Source organism: Streptomyces sp. NPDC043861 (assembly GCF_056435905.1).
In genome coordinates this window covers 97,008-117,884 of record NZ_JBWKDP010000004.1, presented here as the reverse complement: position 1 = coordinate 117,884, position 20,877 = coordinate 97,008, and the positions used below count along the sequence as shown (strand labels likewise).

General features: G+C 71.1%; 22 protein-coding genes. 11 read left to right on the top strand and 11 right to left on the bottom strand.

Annotated features, from left to right (window positions below; all coding sequences use genetic code 11):
• Positions 1 to 9: 9 nt before the first annotated feature.
• Positions 10 to 246 carry a DUF3263 domain-containing protein gene (locus AC068D_RS11390; RefSeq protein ID WP_478822743.1) on the bottom strand — a complete coding sequence of 79 codons (237 nt, stop codon included), beginning with the start codon at positions 244 to 246 and terminating at the stop codon, positions 10 to 12.
• Positions 247 to 448: 202 nt separating this feature from the next.
• Positions 449 to 1,717: an extracellular solute-binding protein gene (locus tag AC068D_RS11385; protein WP_478823120.1), complete on the bottom strand. Its 1,269-nt coding sequence runs from the start codon at positions 1,715 to 1,717 to the stop codon at positions 449 to 451.
• A 172-nt stretch (positions 1,718 to 1,889) separates the two neighbouring features.
• Here AC068D_RS11385 and AC068D_RS11380 point away from each other — a divergent pair, with 172 nt between their 5' ends.
• From AC068D_RS11380 to AC068D_RS11370, 3 genes are all read left to right on the top strand, one after another.
• Positions 1,890 to 2,783 carry an ROK family protein gene (locus AC068D_RS11380; protein WP_478823119.1) on the top strand — a complete coding sequence of 298 codons (894 nt, stop codon included), beginning with the start codon at positions 1,890 to 1,892 and terminating at the stop codon, positions 2,781 to 2,783.
• Positions 2,783 to 3,928 carry an N-acetylglucosamine-6-phosphate deacetylase gene (nagA, locus tag AC068D_RS11375; RefSeq protein WP_478822742.1) on the top strand — a complete coding sequence of 382 codons (1,146 nt, stop codon included), beginning with the start codon at positions 2,783 to 2,785 and terminating at the stop codon, positions 3,926 to 3,928. Before AC068D_RS11380 ends, nagA begins: the two co-directional genes overlap by 1 nt.
• Before the next feature lie 131 nt (positions 3,929 to 4,059).
• The gene (locus AC068D_RS11370; RefSeq protein ID WP_478823118.1) at positions 4,060 to 4,986 is read left to right on the top strand and encodes a 1-phosphofructokinase family hexose kinase; all 927 of its coding nucleotides are present in this window, start codon (positions 4,060 to 4,062) and stop codon (positions 4,984 to 4,986) included.
• Between the two features lie 639 nt (positions 4,987 to 5,625).
• Here the strand turns inward: AC068D_RS11370 and AC068D_RS11365 are convergent.
• Together AC068D_RS11365 and cdgB are read right to left on the bottom strand one after the other, a co-directional pair.
• On the bottom strand, positions 5,626 to 6,576 hold the full coding sequence (locus tag AC068D_RS11365; protein ID WP_478822741.1) for a CBM35 domain-containing protein: 951 nt from the start codon (positions 6,574 to 6,576) through the stop codon (positions 5,626 to 5,628).
• A gap of 111 nt (positions 6,577 to 6,687) precedes the next feature.
• The gene (gene cdgB, locus AC068D_RS11360) at positions 6,688 to 8,382 is read right to left on the bottom strand and encodes a diguanylate cyclase CdgB (RefSeq protein ID WP_478822740.1); all 1,695 of its coding nucleotides are present in this window, start codon (positions 8,380 to 8,382) and stop codon (positions 6,688 to 6,690) included.
• 342 nt (positions 8,383 to 8,724) lie between these two features.
• Between cdgB and AC068D_RS11355 the strand changes: the two genes are divergently transcribed.
• Positions 8,725 to 9,234, top strand: coding sequence for a flavin reductase family protein (locus tag AC068D_RS11355; RefSeq protein ID WP_478822739.1), 510 nt, complete (start codon positions 8,725 to 8,727; stop codon positions 9,232 to 9,234).
• A gap of 428 nt (positions 9,235 to 9,662) precedes the next feature.
• Here the strand turns inward: AC068D_RS11355 and arfB are convergent, their stop codons facing one another.
• Positions 9,663 to 10,088, bottom strand: a complete 426-nt coding sequence (gene arfB / locus AC068D_RS11350; protein WP_478822738.1) for an alternative ribosome rescue aminoacyl-tRNA hydrolase ArfB — start codon at positions 10,086 to 10,088, stop codon at positions 9,663 to 9,665.
• Between the two features lie 154 nt (positions 10,089 to 10,242).
• On the opposite strand from arfB, the gene AC068D_RS11345 reads away from it, so the two are divergent.
• Positions 10,243 to 10,818 carry a TerD family protein gene (locus AC068D_RS11345; RefSeq protein WP_478822737.1) on the top strand — a complete coding sequence of 192 codons (576 nt, stop codon included), beginning with the start codon at positions 10,243 to 10,245 and terminating at the stop codon, positions 10,816 to 10,818.
• Positions 10,819 to 10,880: 62 nt separating this feature from the next.
• Here the strand turns inward: AC068D_RS11345 and AC068D_RS11340 are convergent, their stop codons facing one another.
• Positions 10,881 to 12,299 (bottom strand): M1 family metallopeptidase, encoded by a 1,419-nt coding sequence (locus AC068D_RS11340; RefSeq protein WP_478822736.1) that lies wholly within the window; start codon positions 12,297 to 12,299, stop codon positions 10,881 to 10,883.
• A gap of 105 nt (positions 12,300 to 12,404) precedes the next feature.
• Positions 12,405 to 12,830, bottom strand: a complete 426-nt coding sequence (locus tag AC068D_RS11335) for a nuclear transport factor 2 family protein (protein ID WP_478822735.1) — start codon at positions 12,828 to 12,830, stop codon at positions 12,405 to 12,407.
• A 101-nt stretch (positions 12,831 to 12,931) separates the two neighbouring features.
• Between AC068D_RS11335 and AC068D_RS11330 the strand changes: the two genes are divergently transcribed.
• The 3 genes from AC068D_RS11330 (at position 12,932) to AC068D_RS11320 (ending at position 14,629) form a co-directional block, all read left to right on the top strand.
• Positions 12,932 to 13,501, top strand: a complete 570-nt coding sequence (locus tag AC068D_RS11330; protein ID WP_478822734.1) for a PadR family transcriptional regulator — start codon at positions 12,932 to 12,934, stop codon at positions 13,499 to 13,501.
• Between the two features lie 101 nt (positions 13,502 to 13,602).
• On the top strand, positions 13,603 to 14,103 hold the full coding sequence (locus AC068D_RS11325; RefSeq protein WP_478822733.1) for a hypothetical protein: 501 nt from the start codon (positions 13,603 to 13,605) through the stop codon (positions 14,101 to 14,103).
• 25 nt (positions 14,104 to 14,128) lie between these two features.
• Positions 14,129 to 14,629 carry a hypothetical protein gene (locus AC068D_RS11320; protein WP_478822732.1) on the top strand — a complete coding sequence of 167 codons (501 nt, stop codon included), beginning with the start codon at positions 14,129 to 14,131 and terminating at the stop codon, positions 14,627 to 14,629.
• Between the two features lie 6 nt (positions 14,630 to 14,635).
• Here AC068D_RS11320 and AC068D_RS11315 read toward each other — a convergent pair whose 3' ends face one another.
• On the bottom strand, positions 14,636 to 15,310 hold the full coding sequence (locus AC068D_RS11315) for a pentapeptide repeat-containing protein (RefSeq protein WP_478822731.1): 675 nt from the start codon (positions 15,308 to 15,310) through the stop codon (positions 14,636 to 14,638).
• 163 nt (positions 15,311 to 15,473) lie between these two features.
• Here AC068D_RS11315 and AC068D_RS11310 point away from each other — a divergent pair, with 163 nt between their 5' ends.
• Together AC068D_RS11310 and AC068D_RS11305 are read left to right on the top strand one after the other, a co-directional pair.
• The gene (locus tag AC068D_RS11310) at positions 15,474 to 16,646 is read left to right on the top strand and encodes an NAD(P)-binding protein (RefSeq protein ID WP_478822730.1); all 1,173 of its coding nucleotides are present in this window, start codon (positions 15,474 to 15,476) and stop codon (positions 16,644 to 16,646) included.
• 60 nt (positions 16,647 to 16,706) lie between these two features.
• Positions 16,707 to 17,705 (top strand): zinc-binding dehydrogenase, encoded by a 999-nt coding sequence (locus tag AC068D_RS11305; RefSeq protein ID WP_478822729.1) that lies wholly within the window; start codon positions 16,707 to 16,709, stop codon positions 17,703 to 17,705.
• Positions 17,706 to 17,893: 188 nt separating this feature from the next.
• Here the strand turns inward: AC068D_RS11305 and AC068D_RS11300 are convergent, their stop codons facing one another.
• Complete coding sequence (locus AC068D_RS11300; protein ID WP_478822728.1) at positions 17,894 to 18,145, bottom strand: hypothetical protein; 252 nt, start codon at positions 18,143 to 18,145, stop codon at positions 17,894 to 17,896.
• A 48-nt stretch (positions 18,146 to 18,193) separates the two neighbouring features.
• Positions 18,194 to 18,697 carry an N-acetyltransferase family protein gene (locus tag AC068D_RS11295; protein WP_478822727.1) on the bottom strand — a complete coding sequence of 168 codons (504 nt, stop codon included), beginning with the start codon at positions 18,695 to 18,697 and terminating at the stop codon, positions 18,194 to 18,196.
• 148 nt (positions 18,698 to 18,845) lie between these two features.
• On the opposite strand from AC068D_RS11295, the gene AC068D_RS11290 reads away from it, so the two are divergent.
• Positions 18,846 to 20,237 (top strand): NAD(P)/FAD-dependent oxidoreductase, encoded by a 1,392-nt coding sequence (locus tag AC068D_RS11290; protein ID WP_478822726.1) that lies wholly within the window; start codon positions 18,846 to 18,848, stop codon positions 20,235 to 20,237.
• A gap of 365 nt (positions 20,238 to 20,602) precedes the next feature.
• Here AC068D_RS11290 and AC068D_RS11285 read toward each other — a convergent pair whose 3' ends face one another.
• Entirely contained in the window at positions 20,603 to 20,812 is a 210-nt protein-coding gene (locus AC068D_RS11285) for a hypothetical protein (protein WP_478822725.1), read from the bottom strand.
• Positions 20,813 to 20,877 lie beyond the last annotated feature (65 nt).

Below are 20,877 nucleotides of genomic sequence, written 5' to 3'. Positions count from 1 at the left end.
CTTCCGACCCTATCGGCGCTCGCGCCTGGAGTCCCGCACTCGCCGAAGCCGGTTGACGGTCACCGGGTCGTGCGCGAGCGCACGCGGGTCGTCCAGCAACGCGTTCAGCAGTTGGTAGTACCGGGTCGGCGACATCCCCAACCGCTCCCGGATCACTCGTTCCTTGGCCCCGGGCCCGGCCCAGTCGGCACGCTCCAGCCCGAGCACGGCCCGGTCCCGCTCGGAAAGCTCCCCGCCATCGGTCATATCAGCAACATAATGCGCCCCACCGTCATGCACGCGGTGCTCTCCCCTCTGTGCGCCCCGTCTCGCCGGCGGTGCCCCTGACGGCGCGGACCCGCAGTGCAGGGCGGCACACCCCGGGCCCCGGACCTCCGGAAAATCCGGGCGGCACACGCCGGGCCCGGCCCCCGGAGCAGCAGGACGCCAGACCCCGCGCCACGGAGTGCTACTCCGCCTCTTCCGCCTCCGCCGCCTCCGCCGCTATGCGCCTCAGTACCGCGGCGGGATCGCCCCCCGGCGCCACCGCCCCGCCGATGTTCCTCTTCACGCTCGCGCTCACCTTCGCCCACGACGTCTCGCCGAAGGGATACAGCTCCGACGTCGGCAGCGCCTCCAGGAACTCCCGCAGATCCTTGTGGTCGTCGTCGGCCGCCATCGTCTGGCTCGCCGTGATCGTCACCGGCAGGATGTCGTAGCGGTCGGAGAATTCCAGGACGTTCGTGTCGTTGTAGGCGAAGTCGAGGAAACGGCCGATCTCCTTGCGGTGGCCGTTCTGTTTGAAGGCCATCATCCAGTCGGCGACGCCCATCGACGCCCTGGCCTTGCCGTCGACGCCCGGCAGCGCGACCTTCCCGACCTTGATGCCGGCCTTCTCCGCCGTCTGCATCAGGGTCGGGTGGCCGTTCAGCATGCCGACCTCGCCGCGCGTGAACGCGGCGAACGCCTTGGCACGGTCCAGCCGGCCCGGGGCGACGGGACCCGTCAGCTTCGGGGTGACAAGGTTGTCCTTCAGCCAGCGGAAGGTCTCGATGTTCTCGGCCGAGTCGATCTCGTACGCACCGCTGGTGCGGTCCTGGTAGCCCCCGCCCCCGCTCAGCATCCAGATCATGGCCTCGGCCTGCGACTCCTCGGAGCCCAGCGGCAGCGCGAACGGGTACTTCACTCCCTGCGCCTTCAGCTTCTGCGCCGCCGTCCGGACCTCGTCCCAGCTGGTCGGCGCGCGCAGACCAGCGTCCGTGAAGAGCTTCTCGTTGAAGAACAGCAGCCGCGTGCTGGCCGCGAACGGCATCCCGTACTGCATGCGGTCCACCTCGCCCGCCGCGCTCAGCAGAGGGAGGAAGTTCGCCTGGGTGGGAACGGAGACCATCTCTTCGGTGCGGTACAGCTTGTCCTGCTCGGCATAGTCGGCGTAGGCGCCGATCTGCGCGATGTCCGGGGCGTTCCCGTCCGCCACCATCTCGGCGACCTTGCGGTCGACGTCCTTCCACGAATGGACTTCGACGTCCACCTTGATGCCCGCGTTCTTGGCCTCGAAGTTCCGCGCCAGGTCGTCCCAGTACTCCTGGGACGAGTCGGCCGCACCGGACCCGTAGTCCGCGGCGACCAGCCGCAGCTTGACCTCCCCGCCCTCGCCGGTGCTCCCGCACCCGGCGAGCACCGCCGTCATACCGAGTGCGGCTGCCGCCGCGGTCAGACCGAAGTAGCGCCGCTGCACCGCTCGTCCCCCACCATGCTCTTCCTCCACTTGTGAACCCAAGAGGTCTACACCACCCGCCCACGCTTGGGCAAAACGCGGCAACCGGAGCAGTGGACTAGACCTTTCCTGGCCGGCACGCGAGACTGTAGGCGTGAGACACGTCATCGCCCTCGATGTGGGCGGCACCGGGATGAAGGCCGCCCTCGTCGGGGCGGACGGGGCACTCCTCCACGAGGCGCGGCGGGCGACCGGCAGGGAGCGCGGGCCCGAGGCGGTCGTCGCGACGATCCTCGGCTTCGCCGCCGAGCTGCGCGCCCACGGCGAGGAGCGCTACGGCGAGAGCGCCGTGGCCGCCGGCGTCGCCGTCCCCGGCATCGTCGACGCGGACAACGGCGTCGCCGTCTACGCCGCCAACCTCGGCTGGCGCGACGTCCCCCTGCGCGACCTGCTGGGCCGACGGCTCGGCGGTGTGCCCGTGGCCCTGGGCCACGACGTCCGCGCCGGCGGTCTCGCCGAAGGCCGCATCGGCGCCGGCCGGAAGGCCGACCGGTTCCTGTTCGTGCCGCTCGGCACCGGGATCGCCGGTGCCATCGGCATCGACGGCACGATCGAGGCCGGTGCCCACGGGTACGCCGGCGAGATCGGCCATGTCGTCGTCCGCCCCGGCGGGCCCCGGTGCGGCTGCGGACAGCACGGCTGTCTGGAGACCCTCGCATCGGCCGCCGCCGTCTCCCGGGCCTGGGCCGCGGCGAGCGGCGACCCCGATGCGGACGCCGCCGGCTGCGCCGAGGCCGTCGAGTCCGGTGACGACCGCGCCGTCCGCGTCTGGCAGAACGCGATCGAGGCGCTCGCCGACGGACTGGTCACGGCGCTCACCCTGCTGGACCCCCGCACGCTGATCATCGGTGGCGGCCTCGCCGAGGCAGGAGAAACCTTGTTCACACCACTGCGGGCCGCCGTGGAGGCACGGGTCACCTTCCAGCGGCTGCCCTCGATCGTCCCGGCGGCCCTCGGGGACACCGCCGGATGTCTGGGCGCGGGTCTCCTCGCCTGGGACCTGCTCACTACGGAGGTAACCGCCTGATGGCCGACCGGATGGTTCTCGCGGGCGCCCGGGTGGTGCTGCCCACCGGGGTCGTCGAGAACGGGCAGGTGATCGTCGACGGAACCCGGATCGCCGGGCCCGCCCCTGACGACGGGCCCTCCACCGACCTCTCCGGCCACTGGCTGGTCCCCGGCTTCGTGGACATGCACAACCACGGCGGCGGCGGCGCCTCGTTCACCTCCGGCACGGCCGACGACGTCCTCACCGGCGTTCGGACCCACCATCAGCACGGCACGACCACGATGGTCGCCTCCACCGTCACCGGCGAGATGGACTTCCTGACCCGTCGGGCCGGGTTCCTCTCGGAGCTGGTCGAGCAGGGCGATCTCGCGGGCATCCACTTCGAAGGCCCCTTCATCTCACCCTGCCGCAAGGGCGCGCACAGCGAGGAGCTGCTGCGCGACCCCGACCCTGCCGAGGTGCGCAAGCTGCTCGACGCTGCGCGCGGCACGGCGAGGATGGTCACACTCGCCGCCGAACTCCCCGGCGGCATCGAGTCCGTGCGGCTGCTCGCCGAGCAAGGGGTGATCGCCGCGATCGGCCACACCGACGCGACGTACGAGCAGACCGTCGAAGCGATCGACGCGGGTGCCACCGTCGCCACGCACCTGTTCAACGCGATGCCGGCCCTCGGACACCGGGCGCCCGGCCCGGTCGCCGCGCTCCTCGAGGACGAGCGGGTCACGGTCGAGCTGATCAACGACGGCACGCATCTGCATCCGGCGGCACTGGAGCTGGCCTTCCACCGCGCGGGGCCCGGCCGGGTCGCCTTCATCACGGACGCCATGGACGCGGCGGGCTTCGGCGACGGGGTCTACCACCTGGGGCCGCTGGAGGTCGAGGTCAAGGACGGGGTCGCACGGCTGGTGGAGGGCGGCTCGATCGCCGGGTCCACGCTGACCCTGGACACCGCGTTCCGGCGGGCGGCGACGGTCGACCGGCTCCCGGTCGAGGACATCGTGCGGGCGGTCTCGGCGAACCCGGCACGGCTGCTGGGTGTGTACGACAGGGTGGGCTCGCTGGAGCCGGGCAAGGACGCGGATCTGGTGGTGCTGGACGCGGACTTCGCACTCAAGGGCGTGATGCGCAAGGGCGCCTGGGTGGTCGAGCCCGAGGTGTCCTGACCCCTTCGCGCCCCCGTTCGCTCCCCGGGAAGGAGCGGTTGGCCGGACAGGGTCTGGGCCAACCGCCTTCTTTTTGGCATGATCAGGACCCGTCCGACCATGGCAGACGCAGTTTCCGGGGGGTGTCAGAAGTGATCCTGACGGTCACGCTGAACACCGCCCTCGACCTGACCTACCGGGTTCCCGGGCTCGTCCCCCACACCTCCCACCGCGTCACCGAGGTGAGCGAACGCCCCGGCGGCAAGGGCCTCAATGTCGCCCGCGTGCTGGCGGCGCTCGGTCACGAGGCGGTCGTCACGGGCTTCGCGGGCGGTCCCACGGGTGCGGTGGTGCGCAATCTGCTGGGCGGACTGCCGGTGCGCGACGCGCTCGTCCCGGTCGCCGGGAACACCCGCCGGACGATCGCCGTCGTGGACGCGGCGACGGGCGACACCACCCAGCTCAACGAACCGGGCCCGGAGGTCACTTCGGAGGAGTGGGCCGCCTTCCTCGCCTCGTACGAGACGCTGCTGCGCGATGCCGATGCGGTCGCGCTGTGCGGCAGCCTGCCACCGGGCATCCATGTCGGCGCCTACGCCGAACTGGTCCGCCGGGCGCGGGCGGCAGGCGTCCCCGCCCTGCTGGACACCAGCGGAGAGCCCCTGCGTCGGGGCATCGCGGCCCGTCCCGACCTGGTCAAGCCGAACGCCGACGAACTGGCCCGGCTCACCGGCTCCCGCGAACCCCTGCGCGCCACACGCGACGCACGACGTCGCGGCGCCCGCACGGTGGTCTCCTCGCTCGGCCCGGACGGCGTACTCGCGGCCACCCCCGACGGCACCTGGCAGGCCACGCCGCCCGCGAAGGTCCACGGGAATCCGACCGGCGCGGGCGACTCCGCCGTCGCCGGCCTCCTGTCGGGCCTCGTCGAGGCCCTCCCCTGGCCCGACCGCCTCAGCCGCGCGGTCGCCCTTGCCACGGCGACGGTCCTGGCTCCGGCGGCCGGTGACTTCGACCGGGCGTCGTACGAGGAGCTCCTGCCGAAGATCGCTGTGACGGAACTCCCGTCGGCGGCCTGAACGGACTCCGGCGCCCCGCGCGCACCAGGGGCTGGTCCTCCCGGCGACCAGGCCCGAGGCCGGCGCAGCTTCGGGAACAGGGCGATCCGTCAGCAACACCGCGTCAGGGGCCAGACCTCAGGATCTTCCCCTGACCTGCGGCACGAACTACCGGCCGGAGACGTGTCGCTCACCCTGCGGCAGGAAAGGCCGCAGGGTGAGCGGTTCGGTCTATGCGATGCGGCCGAGCGACACGCACCTGTCGGCGACCCAGTACTTCTTTCCGCGAACGTTGAGCGGGGTGTACGAGTTGTAGGAGCGGCCGCTGCTCGAGCACTTGTAGGAAGTACCTGTCGCCTGCCCCGTGCACGTATCGTTCCAGCAAGGAACCCGGTCCGGGCTACCCGCGCCCAGCGGCTTCACTCGGAGAACCACGGGTGACGTCGTCGTGGCGGCGGCCCGAACGTTCCAGGCGACATTGGCGAATGCGCCCGACGTGGCGGCCTGTGCGGATGGAGCGGTTGCGAGCAGCAGGCAGGATGCCGCTATACCTGAGATGACGGTGGTGCGTGCGACGCGAGCCATGGAATCCCCTGATCGATCTTCCTCACCCCCCTGGTCAGTTGGGAGGGAGGTTAGATGATCATCACACAAGGGCGGTCAAGGAACCCTGATCTCAAGGTAGTCAAGGATCGCGTCGCACTGATTGCCCTGCTCGCAGGAGAGCTTGATCTCGTTCTGGCCCTCCTGCAGAGTGACGGGCGCCCAGGTGGTCTGCCAGTTCTTCTCCAGGTTCGGGTCTGAGGACTTGATGAAGTTCTTCAGGCCGATGGGGTTGCTGTTCGCCTTGCCGTTGACCGTGAGTGTCGCGTTGGCGTCCTTGGCCGGAACGGAGTAGCGCACGTACAGACGATACTTACCCGGCTCGGCGACGGCAGCCCTCCACGTCACCGAGGAACCCACCGAGTTGAAATTGGTCACATACGCGCCACCGGTGCCTTCCGCACCCTTCACGTCCTTGGCCAGAGCCGCCGGCGGCCCGAGCTTCAGCGTCGCGGCGTCCTGCTTCGGAAGCCTGGCGGCCGGGGGCTTCTTGTCGCCGCCCTTGGTCGGCTTCTCGCTCGGCTTCACCTGGTCCGCGGGAGCACCGCTGCCGGAGCCCTGCCGGCCTTTGTCGTCATCGCCACTCGTGATGAGCGCCACACCGATACCGATGACGACCACCGCGACGACCGCGATCGCCCCGATGATCAGTCCCCTGGTGTTCGGCCCGCCACTGCGGCCGCCGCCGCCCTGGCCCGGGAGCGGAGTCGCGCGGGTCTGGACGCCGCCGGGGTACGTCTCGGGCGCCGCGTACTGCGGGGTCGGCTGGTGGGCATACTGCTGCTGGCCATGGCCCTGCTGCGGCACCTGTCCGTACTGACGCTCGCCAACCGTTCTGACCTGGTTGTACGACGTCCTCGGCACACCGGGCTGCGCGGCCGGACCGGGGTAGCCGTAGCCGCCCTGGCGGGGAGTCGTGGCGCCCGCCGGCTGCTGTCCGTCCGCGTACAGGTAGCCGAACGGATCGTCGTCCTCGGGCGTGCTCGCGCCGTTGTTCCCGGCCGTCATCCCTGGGTCACTCCTATCCATGCTCGCCAGCCGTCGCCGACCGGCCGAGCCTACCCCCTTCGAACAAGTCCAAGGACGGGCCCGGGTGCCCGGCCGGTTCCCGGGCCCGGGCTATCCGGCGCGCCGGTGGACCTTGGAGCGGGACCGCTTCTCGATGTACATCCGCTGGTCAGCGGACTGAATTACCTCTTCTACGGACATTCCGCAGACCGCCCAGCCGATGCCGAAGCTCGCTCCCACCCGGACTGCCCGTCCGTCCACCCGGATCGGCGGAATGATCGCGTTCCGCAGCCGTACGGCCAGGTCAGCGGCGTCAGCAGCGCCGAGCCCGTCGGCGAGAACGACGAATTCGTCACCTCCGAGCCTGGCGACGGTGTCACCGTCGCGCACGCCGGTCGTGAGCCGGCGCGCGACCTCGATGAGAACCGCGTCGCCGGTGTTGTGCCCGAAGCGGTCGTTGATCGACTTGAAGCCGTCCAGATCGCAGAAGAGGACGGCCAGGCCCTTGGTGCCGTCATCGTGCTCACCGTCCGGAGCAATGGCATGCACATGATCGAAAGGGGGGCCGGGCACGCGCGGGTCGAAGTCGAATCCGTCACCCCGGAAACCGCGCCCGGCGGCGTCCGTGTCGTCGAACCCGCCACCGCCGTAGCCGTTCCCGTACGCGGGGTGCCCGGAGTGCGCCGCGTCCACCGTCTCCACGGCACCCGGGCGGTGCGTCTGCGGCCGTTCACAGAGCCGGGCGCTGAGCCGGGCACGCAGCTCGGCGCTGTTCGGCAGCCCGGTCAGCGAGTCGTGGCTGGCCCGGTGGGCGAGGTGCAGCTCGTGCCGCTTGCGCTCCTCGATGTCCTCGACGTGCGTGAGCAGGAACCGCGGTCCGTCGGCGGTGTCGGCGACGACGGAGTTGCGCAGGGAGACCCAGACGTACGTCCCGTCGCGCCGGCCCAGCCGGAGCTCGGCCCTGCCGCCCTCGGCCGACGTACGCAGCAGCGTGCCGATGTCCTCGGGGTGGACGAGATCCGCGAAGGAATAGCGGCGCATCACGGAGGCGGGGCGGCCGAGGAGGCGGCACAGCGCGTCGTTGGCGCGCAGCAGCCGGCCGTGCTGGTCCCCGCCCATCTCGGCGATGGCCATCCCGCTCGGGGCGTACTCGAAGGCCTGCCGGAACGACTCCTCGCTGGCGCGCAGCGCCTGCTGCTCGCGCTCGAGGCGGACCAGCGCGCGCTGCATGTTTGCTCGGAGCCGGGCATTGCTGATCGCAATCGCCGACTGCGACGCGTACATCTGAAGGGCTTCCTGGCCCCAGGGGCCCGGCCGGCGGCCATTGCGGGGCTTGTCGACGGATATCACGCCCAGGAGCTCCTGGCCGCCGCCCGACGCGTACATGGGGGCGTAGAGCCGGTCCTGGGGGTGCCACTCGTCCTCGAAGCGGGGTTCGGGGCCTTCCGTGTACCACTGCGGAACGTCGTCCTCCAGCAGCACCCAGCCCTCGGTGTGGGGTATGAACCGGAGGTCGCCCCAGGCCTCCCCCATGGACAGCCGCCGCTCCCAGGACGCGCGGGAGCCGACGCGACCGGTGATGAGGGCCTCGGCCGCGGAATTTCCGGCGAAGGCGGCGACGACGAGATCCCCGTCGGGGCGGACGAGATTGACGCATGCCAGCTCATAGCCGAGCCCCGCGACGATGCCGTTGGCGACGGTCTGCAGCGTGTCCGCCAGGCTGCGGGCCGTGTTGAGGTCCGCCACGACCTGATGCAGCTGCCGCAGGGTCGCAAGACGGACGTACGGCTCCGACTCGGTCTCCATTGCTCGCTCTCCCCGAGACCTCGACAGCTAACGTGACTCCAGGTTTCTCATCGGTCCTCTCGATGCACTGTCCACGCCACTGAATCACAGCGCGCTGCCCACCCGGTACACAGGGTCAACAAATACCGCCCTCTGTGACTCAAGTCACATGAGATGATGAAGTGTCAGATAAAGGTGCCGGTGAATGTCCGGTGCTTCTTGAACGCAAATCCCGGCCCGGAGACCTAGGACCTGTCTGGTCCCCTGGCCCGATGTGGCCGTGACGCGGACGAGGTTAGCGTTCCGGGTGTGCTCCCAACGACTCAAGCCCCCGCTACCGAGGTCATCCCCCATCCTGAGGGGGTGAGCAACGACGAGTTCCGAGCCGCCATGACCCGACTGGCGGCCGGTGTGGTGCTGGTGACGGCGCACGAGCCCGCACTGAGCGAGGACGGCCCGCTCGGGGACGACGTCGGCATGACCGCGACGGCATTCATGTCGGTGTCCCTGGATCCGCCGCTGGTCCTGGTCAGCCTGCGGAACGGCTCACGCATGGACGATCTGCTGGCCGAGCAGCCGATGTGGGGCGTCTCGCTCCTCTCCGAGCAGCAGCGCCACATCGCGGGGCGCTTCGCGATGAAAGGGCGGATCAGCGACCGGCTCCTCTTCCAGGACCTCGCCTGCACCCGCGGCGCGGTATCGGGCGCCCTGCTCGTGGACGGATCGCTTGCGGTACTCGAATGCCGCACGGAACAGCGGGTCCAGGCGGGAGACCACACCCTGGTGATCGGACGTGTGCTCGACGTCGGCCTCGCGGGCAGCGACGGCGGACCGCTCACGTACTACCGCGGCCGGTACCGCCACTTGGGCTGACGCCCTCGTCGCCCCGGCTCCGCCCGCGCGGAACGCCATGAGTTCCCCGCACGCCGGGCAGTGGGCCCGCACCGGGCCCACTGCCGCAGCCCCCGCCCGCGACCCGGACCGCCAGCGCACCCGGCGCCCCACAGCACCAGGAACGCAGGTCCGACCCGGACAGGCCGGGAGAACCGGCCGAGCAGGCGGACACACGAGCCCGGCCAACCCGCCTGGCAGGAAGACCGAACCGCACACCGGCACGCGAGGCCACGGACACAGGACTCCCCGCACGCCCGCGGGCCGAGGGCCCGCACCGGGCCACGGGTGCGGACCCACTGCCGCAGCCCCCGGCCATGGAGGGAGTCGGGGCCATGGATGGCCGCCGGCCGGGAAGACCGACCGCGCGCCGAGGGGGGCGGGGGTTCGGGGGCGTCAGCCCCCGGGGGTCACCAGTCGCGGCCGCTGCGGCCGCGCTTCGTCTGCGCGCGCTGCTTCTTCTCGCGCAGACGGCGCTCGTTGATGCCCCGGGGGATCTTCGTCGGGCGGCGCGGGCGAGGCGGCGGCGCCGTCGCCTCGGCGAGCAGCGCGGCAAGGCGCACCGCCGCCACCTCGCGGTTGCGCCACTGGGAGCGGTGCTCCGACGACCGTACGGTGACGACACCGCCGTTCAGGCGGGAGGCAAGGCGCTCCAGGGCCCGCGCTTTCCACACCGCCGGGAGTGCCTCCGTCGCCGCGAGGTCGAAACGCAGCTCCACCTGGGAGTCACTCGTGTTGACGTGCTGGCCGCCTGGGCCCGACGAGCGCGAGAAACGCCACATGAGCTCGGCCTCCGGGAGGGAGACGGAGCCACGGATGAGGTAGGGCCCGGACATGTGTCCATGGTCGCGTCCACGGGCTGTCCGCGTCACCTTCTTTTCACGGGGAACCTGGCGGTGCTTCGCCCGCGTTATGGAAGGTGACGGTAGCTTCGGGACGCAAGGCACGAAGCCCGACCGCACAGCACCCGACCAGGAAAGGGACCTCCCCATGGCTGTAAGCCTGTCCAAGGGCGGCAACGTCTCGCTCACCAAGGAGGCACCGGGCCTGACCGCCGTCACGGTGGGCCTCGGCTGGGACGTCCGTACCACCACCGGCACCGACTTCGACCTCGACGCCTCGGCGATCGCGGTCAACCCCGGTGGAAAGGTCGTCTCCGACGGCCACTTCGTCTTCTTCAACAACAAGTCCACTCCGGACCAGACCATCGTCCACACCGGCGACAACCGCACGGGCGAGGGCGGCGGCGACGACGAGCAGATCAACGTCAATCTGCAGGGCCTGCCGGCCGACGTCGACAAGATCGTCTTCCCGGTCTCCATCTACGACGCCGAGAACCGCTCCCAGAACTTCGGCCAGGTGCGCAACGCCTACATCCGCATCGTCAACCAGGCAGGCGGCGCCGAGATCGCCCGCTACGACCTGAGCGAGGACGCCGCCACCGAGACCGCGATGGTCTTCGGCGAGCTGTACCGGAACGGCGCGGAGTGGAAGTTCCGTGCGGTCGGCCAGGGTTACGCCTCGGGTCTCGTGGGCATCGCCCAGGACTTCGGTGTGAACGTCTGACGCAGGCTCCGGCAGTCCACGCACAGCGCCCGGCCCGGGCTTCCCGGGCCGGGCGCCGTCCGTCAGGGCTTGTCCGGCTTGTCCTGCCCGTACAGCCAGGTGTCCCAGAGCTCGGTGAGGTCCTCGCCCGACTCCTCCTCCACGTAGGCGATGAAGTCGTCGGTGGAGGCGTTCCCATGACGGCGTGTCTGCGCCCAGCCCTCCAGGATGCCGAAGAACGTGTCGTCGCCGACGGCCTGACGGATCTTGTGCAGGACCATCGCGCCGCGGTCGTACACCGGGTCGTCGGAGATGCGGTCCGGGCCGGGCGGCTCGGCAGGCGGGAAGGCCCAGTTCGTCTCGGTGTCGAAGGCGTCCTCGAAGCTGCTCTGGGCCGGGACGTCCTCGAAGTCCTCCTGGTAGAGCCACTCCGCATACCTCGCGAAGCCCTCGTTCAGCCACATGTCCTGCCAGCTCTTCGGCGTGACGGAGTCCCCGTACCACTGGTGCGCGATCTCATGGACGAGGGTCGCGGTGTCGAAGGATCCCTCCGGGAAGACGGGCCGGCTCTGGGTCTCCAGGGCATAGCCGGCATCACCGGAGCGCTCGACGATCGCGCCGGTGGAGGTGAAGGGGTACGGGCCGAAGTTCACCGCGGCCCACTCCATGATCTCGGGGATGCGGGCGAGCAGTTCCTCGTTGCGCGCCGCGACGGTCTTGTCCACCGCCGTGTAGACGGGCACGCCGCCCTTCGGGCGGAAGCTGTTGGTCTCGTACTCGCCGATGCCGACCGTGGCGGCATAACTCGCCATGGGCTGCGCGACGTGCCATGCGAAGGTGCGCCGGCCGTCGGCCGTCCGCCGGGAGCGCAGCTCCCCGTTGGACACGGCGGCCAGATCGCCTCGTTCCGGAACGCTGACGGTGATGTCGTACGTCGCCTTGTCGCTGGGGTGGTGGTTGCCGGGGAACCACGCCATCGAACCCGTCGGCTCGCCGAGCGCGATCGCACCGTCAGCGGTCCTCAGCCAGCCCTCCTTGGACTCGTCGGCATCCGTGATGGTGCGCGGGGAGCCGGAGTAGCGGACGACGGTACGGAAGGTGCTGCCCTTGGCGATCTCGTCGCGCGGGCGCAGCGTCAGCTCGTCCCCGGCACGGTTGACGGCGGCGGGGGCGCCGTCAATGCTCGCGCTCCTGACGGTCAGCCCGTGGAGGTCGAGGTTGAAGGCGCTGAGGTCCTGGGTGGCGCGGGCGGTGATCGTGGCGGTGCCGTTGAGGGCGTTCGTCTTCGGCTCGTAGTCGAGCACCAGCGCGTAGTGGCCGACGTCGTAGCCGCCGTTGCCGAGTCTGGGGAAGTACGGGTCGCGGACACCTGCGGCTCCCGGGGCGCCCTTGACTCCCTTGACGGCTCTGTCCGCCGCGGTGCACCCGGTCCCGCCGAGGACGATCAGCGCAACGACGGGCGCGAGGGTGCGGAGAAGAGGGAGAAGGGGTCGCTGATCCACATCAGCGATCCTATGCACGGAATATCCGATTCCTCTCCGCAACCCGACGCCATGGCGTTGCCCGGGGCCGGAACGGCAGCTGCGGCCCCTGATCGCTCCCGGGGCTCAGACCTCCGTGCTCTTCGTGCTCTCGGCGTTCTCGGCGTTCGCCGCCTGCTGTCTGATCTGCTCGAACTGGGCACCCATGGCCTCGGACAGCGCCTGGGCGGCGGAGAGCGGACGGACCATGACCATGAAGTCGTCGATGAGCCCGTTCTCGTCGATGTGGAGGAAGTCGCAGCCGTTGATCTCACGGTCGCCGACGCGCGCGGTGAAGACGAGCGCATGGTCGCGGCCGTCGGCGCCGGTGATCTCCCGCACATAGCGGAAGTCCTCGAACACGCGTGCGGCGCCGGCCAGGATCGCGGCAGTGATGGCCTTGCCGCGGTACGGGCGGAAGACAGCCGGGCTGGTGAAGACGACGTTCTCGGCGAGGAGCGCGGGGATGGCGTCGTGGTCCCCCGCCTCGACGGCTTTGCGGAATGGATGCATGGCCTGTACCTCCTGCGGAGTCCGAGCCTCGGGGGCTCCTGGTAGTCACTTTGTTGAATAGGTGCGGTGCAGAGTAATCACCTTGGTGTTAGCGTGTCCAGGTGTCCCTCAAGTACGCGGTGCTCGCGGCCCTCCTGGAAGGCGAGGCGTCGGGCTACGACCTGGCCAAACACTTCGACATCTCGGTGGCGAACTTCTGGGCGGCGACGCCCCAGCAGCTGTACCGGGAGCTCGACCGGCTGGCCACGGACGGCCTGATCGCCGCCCGCGTGGTCCAGCAGGAACGCCGCCCCAACAAACGGATGTTCACCCTCACCGAGGCGGGCCTGGAGGAACTGTGCACCTTCGCCGCCGCCCCACCGCGCCCGACGACGATCCGCGACGAACTCCTCGTCAAGATCCAGGCCGTGGACAGGTCCGACCCTGACACCGCGTACGCCCTGGTCGAGGAGCGCCTGCAATGGGCCGGCGCCAAACTCGCCCGCTACGAGCGCGTGCGGGAGCGGCTTCTCAACGGCCGGACCGAGGACGAATTCCTGAACGAGTCCGAGCGGATCGGCCCCTATCTGACGCTCATGCGCGGCCGCTCCTTCGAGGAGGAGAACATCCGCTGGTGCGAGCGGGTCCTGGAGGTCCTGGCCCGGCGCAGGACGGCCGCCGCCCGCCGCTGAGCGGCTCCTCCCCAGGGACGCACCTCCTCCGCCGCACGGCGGAGGAGGACTGCCGTACGGGACGAGGCGCCACCGTCATGTGCTAGACGAGGCTATGTGCCATGACGACACCGACGGATCTCCGCGCGACGCCCGCTCCCCGCGCGACGCACTCGTACGCGAACGCCCGCCGCGCCGCGCACGCGCTCGCCCTGTGCGCGGTCCCCTCCGGCCTCTGGCGGCTGGCCATGGCCGCCGGGCTGCCCGTCGGCTACAGCGATCAGGTGCTGCGTGATGTCTACGGCATCCCCGGCTGGGGCGTCGCCTACGTCGTCGGCCTCGCCGTTCTCCAGGAGGGCGCCGCCCTCCTCCCCCTGCTGCTGGTCGGCGAGCACGTACGCCTGCCCCGCCCGCGGGCCGTCGCCACGACCGCCTGGACCCTGTCGGCCGTCGTCACCTCGGTGTGCCTGAGCCAGCTGGTGCTCTTCTTCTTCGTCGAGCCCGACCCGAACATGTCGCCCACCGGACACCTGGTCCTGAACCTCTGCTACGCGCCGCTGCTCGCCACCGGCCCCCTGCTCGCCGTCGTCGCACGGGCGTACGGGAAGCGGCACCACGCCTGACATCCGCGCATGACACCATCGTCCCGTGCTCGACATCGGCTACTCCCTCTCCCGGCGCTTCCCCGACCCCCCGCAGACCGACTACCGGCGCGCGGACGTCCAGGCGCTGCGGCACGACCTCTTCTGCGGTGACGTCTACCTCGCGGACACCAAGGAGGACCGCGAGGTGTCCACAGCCTGGGGATGGGTGCCCGTCCTGGACTTCGCCTGGGCACTGTGCGACATCGTCGAGCAGCTCGACCGCGATCCCCTCGGCAGCCGTGCCGCGAAACCGCAGCACGCCGAGCTCGACTTCACCGAGTCCAGCGACCGCATGCTGTTCGAGCGGCGCTTCGGCTGGGTGGACGTCGAGGCCGACTGGATGCCGGGCGACGAGCCGCCGCTCACCTTCAGCCACACCGAACTGCGCCGCGAGGCCCGCGACTTCCTGCACGATCTGATCGCCGACCTGGCCGACATGCACGAGGGCCTGGCCGACAATCCCGTCGTCTGGGATCTGCAGGCCCGCTTCCCGCGCACCCCGTGACGGACCTCAGTCCTCCACCTGCACACCGATCTGCGCCGCGAACACCGGTGCCAGATCCATCAGCTGTGCTGCGCTGATCACCGCCCCCGCCAGCCGCTCGACGCCCCGCGCGATGTCCAGCTCCGCCGCCTGCCGCAGATCCACGTCCCGCATCCGCGCACCGCTGAAGTCCGCCCGCCGCAGCGCACAGCCCCGGAACTCCACCCGCACCAGCTCCGCCGCCCCGAAGTCCGGCTCGGACAGGACGCACCCCTCGAACGTGACGTCCTTCAGCCTCGCCTTGCGCAGATTCAGATAGTCGATCTTCCCGCCCCGCACCACCACCCTCTCCAGCACGGCACCGTGCAGCTGCACCCCGCCCATCCGCGCGTCCACGACCTCCACGTCCCGCAGCGACGCCCCCGCGAGATCCGTCCCCACACCCCGCACCCCCGTCAGCACCGAGTCGATGAACCGCGCGTTGACCAGCGCCGTCCCATCGAGCGCACACTCCCGCAGCGCACAGTCCAGAAACCGCGCCCCCGCCCCCTCCTGGCCGCCCAGGTCCAGCCCTGCCAGCTCAAGACCGTCGTAGTCGCCGTCCGGCTGCAGCCGCCCTTCCTCGAACGGCCTCAGCGGCGGCAGCCGCACCTCCGGCCGCTGGGCCGACGTCATCTGCGAGCCACTCGTCCTCCGCGCCATGGCCCCATGGTGACGCACACCACGGACACTGCCCGGCCCGCGGCCGCCGCCCGTGTCACAAAACCGCCGCCCTGCCCCGTCTCCCCCGTGACAGGTCCCCTCAGCGGCCCAGAACCGGTGACGGGGAACGCAGCAACCGGAGCAACGGAGTACGGAGTACCCCATGACGACCCAGCCCCGCATCACCGTCATAGGCGCCGGCCTCGCCGGCCTCACCGCAGCCATCACCGCGGCCGAATCCGGCGCCCGGGTGACCCTGTACGAGTCGCACCGCACTCCCGGCGGCCGCGCCCGCACCGCCGAAGGCGCCTACCTGACCAACGACGGCCCCCACGCCCTCTACAACGGCGGCCCCCACTGGACCTGGCTCGCCCAGCGTGACCTCATCGGTCCGCTCGCCCCGCTCCCGCTGCGCGAAGCAGCCCGGCTGCGCCTGCACCGCGGCGGCGCACTCCGCCGCACCCCGCCCCTCGCGATGCTCCGGCTACTGCGCCGCAAGCCGGAACAGGCCCCCGTGGACAGCGACTTCCTCACCTGGGCCACCGGGCAGGTCGGCGAGGACGGCGCCCGTGCCGCCGCCAACTACGCCGCCGTGGCGCTCTTCCACCACGACCCCGGCTCGCTCTCCGCCGCCTTCGTCCACGAGAGGCTGCGGCGGGCGGCCAAGCTCCCGCCCGAGGCGCACTACGTGCGCGGCGGCTGGGGCGCCATGATCGAACGGATGATCGCGCACGCCTGGAACCTGGGCGTACGCATCGAGACCGGGGCGCGCGTCGACCGGCTGCCCGAGACCGCGGGCCCCGTCATCGTCGCCACCTCCCTCGACGCCGCCCGCCGCCTGCTCGGCGACGACACCCTGCGTTGGGACAGCGGACGCACGGCCCTGGTCGACCTGGCCCTGAGGACCCACAGGGGAGACGTGTTCGCGATCTCCGACCTCGACGCACCGGGCTGGATCGAGCGGTTCACCGCCCAGGACCCGACCCTCGCCCCCACGGGGGAACAGCTCGTCCAGGGGCAACTCCCCCTTGCCCCCGACGAGTCCCGGGCCGACGGCGTCGCCCACGCCGAGCGGCTCCTCGACCTCGGCTTCCCCGACTGGCGCGCGCGCACCACATGGCGGCGCGCATCCGTCGCCAACGGCCGCACCGGTGCCGTGGACCGTCCGGGTACGACCTGGCGGGACCGACCGCGCATCGACCGCGGCGGCGGCGTCTTCCTCGCAGGCGACCAGGTCGCGGCGCCCGGACTGCTGTCCGAGGTGTCCTTCAACAGCGGCATCGAGGCGGCGACGCTCGCCGCCCGGGCGGCGAAGCTTGACCTCAACCTTGCTTGAGGTTGAAGAGTGGGGGCGAGTCACCCGACAACGCCCAGCCGCCCGCAGTAGGGGGAGCCCATGCACGCCGTCCGCCTCCACGCCTTCGGACCCGCCGAGAACCTCGGCTACGAGACCGTCGACGACCCCGAGCCCGGCCCAGGACAGGTCCGTATCGCGGTCGCCGCGGCCGGCGTGCACCTCCTCGACACCGCCCTGCGCGAAGGCGAGCCCGGCCCGTACCCCACTCCGGTCGAACTCCCCACCATCCCCGGCCGCGAGGTCGCGGGCACCGTGGACCGCCTCGGCCCCGGCACCGACCCCGCGTGGCTCGGCAGGCGCGTCGTCGCCCACATCGGCATGGCCCCCGGAGGCTACGCCGAACTCACCGTGACCGAGGCCGCCAGACTCCACGAGATCCCCGACGGCCTCGACGAGGCCGAGGCCGTCGCCATGATCGGCACCGGCCGCACCGCCCTGGGCATCCTGCAGTTCACCGACCTCGGCCCGGACTCGATCGCGATCGTCCCGGCCGCGGCCGGCGGCATCGGCACCCTCCTCGTCCAGTACGCCAAGAACGCGGGCGCCACCGTCATCGGCCTCGCCGGCGGACCCGGCAAGACCGCGCGCGTCACCCGGAACGGTGCCGACCTCGCCGTCGACTACACCCTCCCCGACTGGCCCGAGCCCGTCCGCGCCCACCTGGGCGACCGCCGCGCCACCGTCGTCTTCGACTCGGTCGGAGGAGACACCGCACGCGCTGCCGTCGACCTCCTCGGCAGGGGAGGACAGCACCTCGTCTTCGGCTGGTCCGGCGAAGGCATCCGTGCGGGCTCGGCACTCACCTACACCCAGGAGGAACTCCTCGCACGAGGCATCACCTCGGCGAGCGTCCTCGGACCGGTCATGCTCGAGAAGGCGGGCGGCGACATACGCACCCTGGAGATCCGCGCCCTCGCCGAAGCCGCCGCAGGGCGGCTGCGCCCCGCCGTCCAGCGCTTCCCGCTCGCCGCGGCAGCAGCGGCCCACCGCGCCCTGGAGACACGCGGCACGACCGGCAAGGTGGTCCTGGTCCCGTAGCGCCGGCCTGCCCCTCCGCAGGCGTACGCGCCCCGCCCACCGCAGACGGCTGTGCAGCCCCCTGCGGCCCCGCCGACCGCCGTGCAGTTCTACGGCCGCCGCGGGCCGCTGCCGGTCACGAGGTCACTGCCGCTCGCACGGCCCGCACCCTCGGGCCGTGCGGTGCGCGGCCGCGCTCCGGCCGACGGCTACCCGCGCCCCGACCCGCCCCGGTACGACTCGTTCCTGAGCACATCGCCCAAGTCACCCATGGACTCGTCCGACACGTCGTCGTACGCGTCCTCCCCGGGCGTCTCCCGCGACCCGCCGCGCGCCTCGGCATCCCGCTCTCCACGCGCGGAAGCGCGCCGGGTGGCCTCCCGCTTCCCCTTCCGCACGTGCCGCTTCTCCTCCTCGAGATGCTTCCGGATCTGTTCGGGCTTGTCTCCGAGCTGGTCCATGACCATCTCCCTCGTCAGCGCCCCCGTCCCCCGGTCACGCGGCAAGACTCACACAGCCCCGCCGCGCCCGCACCCGGAAGCCACCCCGCCCAGCGCCGCCAGCGCCCCGTCCGTCAGCCGGTACGCCGTCCACTCGTCCTGCGGACGAGCTCCCAGCGCCTCGTAGAAGTCGATCGACGGAGTGTTCCAGTCCAGAACCGACCACTCCAGCCGCTCATAGCCCCGCTCCACACAGATCCCCGCCAGCTCCGTCAGCAGTGCCTTCCCGTACCCGCCACCGCGGAGGACCGGCCGCACGTACAGGTCCTCCAGGTGGATCCCGTGCACCCCGCGCCACGTCGAGAAGTTCAGGAACCACAGCGCGAACCCTGCCGCCTCCCCGTCCTCCGTCTCCGCGATGTGCGCGAAAGCCGCGGGACGCCCACCGAAGAGCGCCTCGTGCAACTGCTCCTCGGTCGTCCGCACCTCGTGCAGTGACTTCTCGTAGGCCGCGAGCTCCCGGATCATCTCGAGAACGACGGGAACATCGGCGGGCGTGACATGGCGGATCATGTCCGCAGCCTGCCCTCACCACGGCCCGTCCCGCCAGATACGTCCGGGATGCGGACCCCCACCGGCCCGTACGTCGCGAAAACCCGGCCGGAGCAGTAACGTCCCCGCCACACGGACCACACAACCGGGCATCGGGCAGGGAAAGAAGATGAGCACCGTCAACGGCGGCATATCGTTCTGGTACGCACAGGAGGGTGTCCCCGCCCCCCGGGAACCCCTGCCCGGCGACGCGTCCGCGGACGTCTGCATCGTCGGCGGCGGATACACCGGTCTGTGGACGGCCTACTACCTCAAGAAAGCCGTCCCCTTCCTCAACATCACGCTCCTCGAAGCCAAGTTCTGCGGCTACGGCGCCTCCGGGCGCAACGGCGGCTGGCTCTACAACGGGATCGCCGGCCGCGACCGCTACGCCCGACTGCACGGCCACGACGCCGCCGTACGCCTGCAGCAGGCGATGAACGACACGGTGGCCGAGGTCGTCGACGTCGCCCGCGACGAGCAGATCGACGCCGACATCCACCGGGGTGGCGTCCTCGAGATCGCCCGCACCCCGGCACAGCTCACCCGCCTCAAGGACTTCCACTCCGTCGAGGTCGCCTTCGGCGAGAAGGACCGCGAGCTCTACGGTGCCCGCGAGACCGCCGAACGCATACGGGTCGCCGGAGCCGTCGGCTCCAGCTGGACATCGCACGGCGCCCGGCTGAACCCGGTCAAACTGGTCACGGGACTCGCGGCAGCGGTCGAGGCACTGGGCGTGACCATCCACGAATCCACGCCGGTCACGGAGATCAGACCGAAGCACGCCGTCACCCCCTACGGAACGGTTCGCGCCCCGTACGTCCTGCGCTGCACCGAGGGCTTCACGGCAAGCCTCACGAAACAGCGCCGGACCTGGCTCCCCATGAACTCGTCGATGATCGTCACCGAGCCGCTCCCCACGGACGTCTGGGAGACGATCGGCTGGGAAGGCCGGGAAGCACTCGGCGACATGGCCCACGCCTATGTGTACGCGCAGCGCACCGCCGACGACCGCATCGCCATCGGGGGCCGCGGTGTCCCCTACCGCTACGGCTCCCGCACCGACAACGACGGCAGCACCCAGCCCGCCACCGTCGAGGCGCTGCGTTCACTGATGACCCGCTTCTTCCCCCGGCTCGCCGGTGTCCGCATCGACCACGCCTGGTCCGGCGTCCTCGGCGTCCCGCGCGACTGGTGCGCCACCGTCACCCTCGACCGCTCCACCGGCCTCGGCTGGGCCGGCGGCTACGTCGGCTCCGGCGTCGCCACCGCCAACCTGGCCGCCCGCACCCTCCGCGACCTCATCCAGCAGGACTCCGGCCAGTCCGGCCCCACGGACCTCACCACTCTCCCCTGGGTCAATCACAAGGTCCGCAAGTGGGAGCCCGAACCCCTCCGCTGGCTCGGCGTCCAGGCGCTCTACGCGGCCTACCGCGCTGCCGACCGCCGCGAACTCACCGCCCACACCGCCCGCACGGACCGCATCGCGGCACTCGCGGACCGGATCTCGGGCCGCCACTGAAAAGACCCCTGCCCCGCCCGCCAACGGTTCCGGCGGAACGGGACACGAAGCGAGGCCGGGCGGTCGGGCACGGAAGTGCGCAGGCGCCGTGTGCACGCACAAGAAACCCCACCGCGGCGAGGACCGAGGTGGGGGTACGCCGGAGCCCCTGTCGGATTCGAACCGACGACCTATGCATGACAAGTTGTCCGATCATGGTCCACGGACGTCCGGCGGCGTTCGCGGAGTGGATTGCGCCGCAGGTCATCGCAGGTACCGGACGATGGCGGACAACAGCGAACGGCTCTGGAGCGAGCGCCGTTCGAGACCAGAACTGAGACCCGGCTCAGCGGCCTCTGGACGGTGCGACACTCGCCCTTCCCGGGTCAGGCCGCGTCCCACTGATGCGCGTGCCCGCCCCGCCACTCGACCCAGTTCGGATCATCGAGAAGGTCCCACGCATCCGGAAGGCCCGCACGCCGCAGGAACTCGATCACGTCTCGGTCGTCGTGCGCCAGGCCGAGGATCTCCCCGCGCACGGTGACCCGGCGACCGCCCGAGGGCGACGCCACGTGTACGACGATCGGTGCGGCCATGAGTTCAGGGTCTTCCAGACAGCCAGAAACTGCAGCTCGACAACGGTCCGCGCGCGTGCGGGTGC